5 protein-coding genes and 1 pseudogene are annotated in these 4804 nt (G+C 45.1%); 4 read left to right on the forward strand and 2 right to left on the reverse strand.

Going from position 1 to position 4804, the window contains the following annotated elements:
• Positions 1-98 precede the first annotated feature (98 nt).
• Both H6G17_RS32085 and H6G17_RS32090 read left to right on the forward strand, forming a co-directional pair.
• Positions 99-593: pseudogene (locus H6G17_RS32085) on the forward strand (YdeI/OmpD-associated family protein); the annotation flags it as partial.
• A gap of 152 nt (positions 594-745) precedes the next feature.
• Positions 746-859, forward strand: a complete 114-nt coding sequence (locus H6G17_RS32090; RefSeq protein WP_199317192.1) for an ATP-binding protein — start codon at positions 746-748, stop codon at positions 857-859.
• A 31-nt stretch (positions 860-890) separates the two neighbouring features.
• Here H6G17_RS32090 and H6G17_RS32095 read toward each other — a convergent pair whose 3' ends face one another.
• Positions 891-1052: a hypothetical protein gene (locus tag H6G17_RS32095; protein ID WP_192162754.1), complete on the reverse strand. Its 162-nt coding sequence runs from the start codon at positions 1050-1052 to the stop codon at positions 891-893.
• 85 nt (positions 1053-1137) lie between these two features.
• On the opposite strand from H6G17_RS32095, the gene H6G17_RS32100 reads away from it, so the two are divergent.
• Both H6G17_RS32100 and hisB read left to right on the forward strand, forming a co-directional pair.
• Positions 1138-2877: a polysaccharide biosynthesis/export family protein gene (locus H6G17_RS32100; RefSeq protein ID WP_192162755.1), complete on the forward strand. Its 1740-nt coding sequence runs from the start codon at positions 1138-1140 to the stop codon at positions 2875-2877.
• Positions 2878-3174: 297 nt separating this feature from the next.
• Positions 3175-3807: an imidazoleglycerol-phosphate dehydratase HisB gene (gene hisB / locus H6G17_RS32105; protein WP_192162757.1), complete on the forward strand. Its 633-nt coding sequence runs from the start codon at positions 3175-3177 to the stop codon at positions 3805-3807.
• A 39-nt stretch (positions 3808-3846) separates the two neighbouring features.
• Here the strand turns inward: hisB and H6G17_RS32110 are convergent, their stop codons facing one another.
• Positions 3847-4626, reverse strand: a complete 780-nt coding sequence (locus H6G17_RS32110) for a mechanosensitive ion channel family protein (protein WP_192162759.1) — start codon at positions 4624-4626, stop codon at positions 3847-3849.
• Positions 4627-4804 lie beyond the last annotated feature (178 nt).

Raw genomic sequence — 4804 nt, forward strand, 5'->3', positions numbered from 1 at the left:
GGTATCATCAATCGTTAACATTTATTATTTCTATTCAGCTCAAAAGTTATCACATTTTGGGCTGCTTTTTTATGGCGATTTCTTAACATTCAACACTTCTGGGTATTTGGTTGATGTATTATAAAGTCAAAAGCGGTAAACCCAGCATTCGATATAGTGAAGCGGTAAAAGAAGCTCTATGCTTTGGCTGGATTGATAGTAAAGTACAATCTTTAGATCGAGAATGCTACAGACAAATATTTACACCTCGAAAACCAAAAAGTGTATGGTCAAAATTAAATAAGCAGTATATTGCAGAATTGATAGAACAAGATTTAATGACTGAGGCGGGTTTGGCAAAAATTATTACAGCAAAACAAGACGGCTCGTGGAATACTTTAGATACTATTGAAGAATTAATTGTTCCAATAGACTTGCAGCGAGCACTATTAGGAAATGCAGTTGCTAACAAATATTTTGAAGCTTTTAGTAACACGGTCAAAAAGAATATATTATCTTGGATAGCTAGTGCCAAACGCCCAGAAACAAGGTTGAGCAGAATCGAGCAAACTATTAGCTCGGCAGCATGTAATAAAAATCCCTTATTGAAATAAAAAATATTGAGATAGGCGATCGCAACTCATTGCCAAGACAAACAGCGATCGCCTTTGAATAGTTGCTACGTTCTCAACTTAAAATCTCCTAACTGACATGAGAAATAATAAGCTAGAACTAGTGAAATTTTATCTATATTGCTGGAACGGGGTTGGGATTAGCAATTGTAAAAAAAGCTGTCGAAACTCACCAGGGAGAAATTTGGTTTGAAACACAAATTGCTATGGGAACTAAATTTATCGTTGCGATCCCCCTGGTCAATTAACAGTTATCAGTTATCAACTATCAGTTAACAGTTATCCGCTATCAGTGGTTAGGATTGCTGCCTCTGCTGCCTCCGCTGCCTCTGCTTCCCTGCTTTCTGCTGTACGATCGCCACTACTCCTTGGCTCAGCTCGTAAGAGCGGATTTTTTATAACGTTAAATGAAGTTTTACAAAGCTTGCCTAAGTGTGGCATAATCCACTCTCAAGTTCGCTCATGTCGATCTTGCATACTTATACTGAATATCTAGTGAATTCCATATCTGGCAACAAAACATAAAATGGTGAAGTCTAGAAAACAGCAAGAAATTGCCTATATTTCCACACAGAAATCTACACGTATGTCTAAATCAATTACCAAGCCAGTTGCAGGTTTAACGCTTTTTGCTCTAGTGGCGATGGCTTGCCCAGCGCCAATAAAAGCGCAAGAAACAACCAGTCCCGCTAGCCCAACACGCACTCTTCCGTCTTTACCAACAACTAAACCCGCAGCTCAACCAGATGTAGCACCAAGTAATAATACGGCTCCAACCACTACCCCAGTAGCACCAGGAAATAATACAGCTCCAACCACTACTCCAGTAGCGCCAGGAAATAATGCAGCTCCACTCCCCAATGTAGCTCCAGCAAACGCTCCGGCGACAGCTCCAGCAGCCAACCAACCCGTCCAAGCACCAGTAGATTATGCTCTTGGGGGTGGCGATCGCATCCGCATTAACGTGTTTGAAGTGCCGGAATATACCGGAGATTATCAGATTCCCCCTGGTGGTCAGTTGTTCTTGCCTCTGGTCGGACCTGTAGACATTTTAGGGTTAACCCAAGCAGAAGCAGCAGATGCGATCGCGGCAAAGTACTCTCGCTACTTAAAACGTCCTCTAGTCACAGTTAGTCTGATTTCCCCACGCCCAATTAACGTTGTGATTGCGGGTGAAGTTGTCCGTCCTGGCTCGTATACTGTGGGCTTGCAAGGTGGTGCAGGTGATAATCCAGGGGTACAATATCCTACGATTGTTGGCGCGTTGACTTTAGCAGAGGGAGTCACCCTAGCAGCCGATCTGAGGCAAGTGCAGCTTAAGCGCAAGCAGGGACTGGGACCGGAGCGAATTATCAATCTGGATCTGATGGAACTGGTGAGAAAAGGTACTTTGCCACAAGACATCACTTTACGGGATGGCGATACAGTCTTCGTACCTACGGCGACTGAAGTGAATATGGCAGATATTCGCGCCTTTTCTAATGCTAGCTTTGCTATGGCTTCCAACCGTCCCCGTACCGTCACAGTTGTGGGTGAAGTTAACCGTCCTGGTTCTTACGTAATTATTGGGGGTGGAACTGCTGCTGCTGCTGCAACCACCCCAGGTAACACCCAAGGAGGGGGAGGCGGAGCTGTTGATGGTGGCGGAGGTGCTGGTGGCGGTTTGCCCACAGTCTCACGGGCGATTCAGCTAGCTGGCGGAATTACAAGTTCGGCTGACGTGCGAAACATTCAAATCCGTCGTCCGACCAGAAATGGCGGCGAACAAAAGATGACCGTGAGTTTCTGGAAATTGCTGCAAGGAGATCCCAACCAAGATACGATCGTTCAAGAAGGTGACACTGTCGTCGTTTCGACGGCAACAAACATCAGCCCAGCAGATGCTACTGCCTTAGCAGATGCCAGTTTTTCTCCAGCGACAATTCAAGTTAGCGTTGTGGGAGAAGTCAAAACACCAGGACTAGTCAACTTGCAGCCCAATACGCCGCTTAACCAAGCGCTGTTGACCGCAGGAGGATTTGATAACGCCCGTGCTAGAAGGGGTTCGGCAGATTTAATTCGTCTCAATCCTGATGGTACAGTCACGAGTCGCCGAGTCAAGCTTGATTTTTCTAAAGGAATCAACGACGAAAATAACCCAACCATGCGTGACAACGACATTATTGTCGTCAGACGTAATAGTGCGGCTGGGGTTGGTGACGCAATTGGTGCTGTATTCGGACCTGTCTTGAGTCCGGTGCTAGGAATCGTGAATATATTGAGATAACGTTTTGAGATAGCGTTTAGTTCGATCTCGGGTAGGGTGCGTTAACCATTTCACTAAAACTATGCTAGCGAAGATCCCCCCAACCCCCCTTGATAAGGGGGGTTGGGGGGATCTCTTTTGTCGTAGTCAAAAAGTAAATTGGTACTGACATCGCACCCTATTGTTTTGTGTAGTAGCAATATTGACCTATTAACGCTAAATACGATGAATGGCTAGAACTATTAACAGTAAGATGAAAGAAGTAAAAATGGAATCCGATCGCTTTACTTCCCGCTCCCTACTCCCTAAATTTCAGTCATGCAGATTAGCCATCGCCCCTCAATTAACGAACTCACATTTGCCGCACGGACTGCTTCTGTCCGCCGGACTACAGGCGAAACCGATGTCGAAGTAACGCTGAATTTAGATGGAACGGGTAAATGTACTGCGGCGACGGGAATCCCATTTTTAGACCACATGCTGCATCAAATAGCCTCCCACGGACTATTCGATTTGGAAGTCAAGGCGACAGGTGATATTGAAATTGACGACCACCACACAAATGAAGATGTGGGAATTACCCTCGGACAAGCTTTTCACCAGGCTTTAGGCGATCGCAAAGGCATCATCCGGTTTGGGCATTTTCTCGCCCCCCTGGACGAGGCATTAATTCAGGTTGCATTAGACTTTTCCGGTCGTCCTCATCTCAGTTACGGACTGCAAATTCCCACCCAACGAGTCGGAACTTACGATACTCAACTGGTGCGAGAATTCTTTATAGCACTGGTTAACCACAGTCAAACGACGCTGCACATTCGTCAACTCGACGGGATTAACTCTCACCATATAATTGAAGCAACTTTTAAAGCTTTGGCGCGATCGCTGCGCATGGCTGTAGAAATCGATCCGCGTCGAGCTGGAAATATTCCTAGTTCTAAAGGCGTGTTGTAATTATTGTAGAGACGTTGCATTCAACGTCTCTACAAATCTCTAATTATTCCGAATGGCGTAAAGTTGTTCTGGAGCAGAAAATCCAGCTTCGCCAAAGCTGTCACGGATCAGGCGGTTGGTATCAAAATAAACCTGCCAGTAGTCAGCGTTGTTACAGTAAGGACGCACTGCTAACACAGGACCCGCTAAATTAAATTCTAAGATTTCTACATCTGGGGCAGGATTAGAAAGGACGTTGGGAATTCGACTCAGCCGTTCTTTTAACATGGCGATCGCGGCATTATGATCTGTGTTGTGGTTGAGTTGAGCCACTAGATCGACGCGACGATAAGTATTCGCCGAAAAGTTTTGAATATTGTCGGAAAAGATTTTGTTGTTGCCTACAACCGTGTGTACGTTGTCTAGAGTGTTAATTGTGGTGGCAAACAAGCCAATTTCCTGCACGGTTCCCGTCACGCCGCCAGCATTAATGAAGTCACCTACCTTAAAGGGTCGCAGAATCATGAGAAACGCGCCTGCGGCAAAATTCGCTAACAGTCCGCTCCAAGCTGCACCAATCGCCACACCAGCCGCCGCTAGTAAAGCTGCAAAAGAGGTGGTTTCAATGCCAAAAAAGCCCAAAATTGCCACGACTAAAATTATATTCAGCGTGACTTTAACCGTAGCTACTAAGTAGCTCAAAATTGTTTTATCAACTTTTTGGTGCTTGAGGCTGCGGGATAAAAGGCTAGCCGCAACGTTAATCAACCATCGACCAACAATCCAGAAAACAATTGCACCAATGAGCTTCAACCCTACTTGAGATAAGTAAGCTGTCATGAAAAAACCAAACTATGTAAAGATAGATAAATCTGGAAAAGACGCAGAACAAATGTATTAGGGAAGCGAGTAAAATAGGCGCTCGTTTAAGGGTATTTCTGACTCGTGAGCAAGACAAAACTCTATTAAACTTGAGAACTGCGGATGTACCACAAAAAGTCAAAGATCGAGCAGAGAT

Source organism: Chroococcidiopsis sp. [FACHB-1243], from assembly GCF_014696895.1.
Lineage (GTDB): Bacteria > Cyanobacteriota > Cyanobacteriia > Cyanobacteriales > Chroococcidiopsidaceae > Chroococcidiopsis.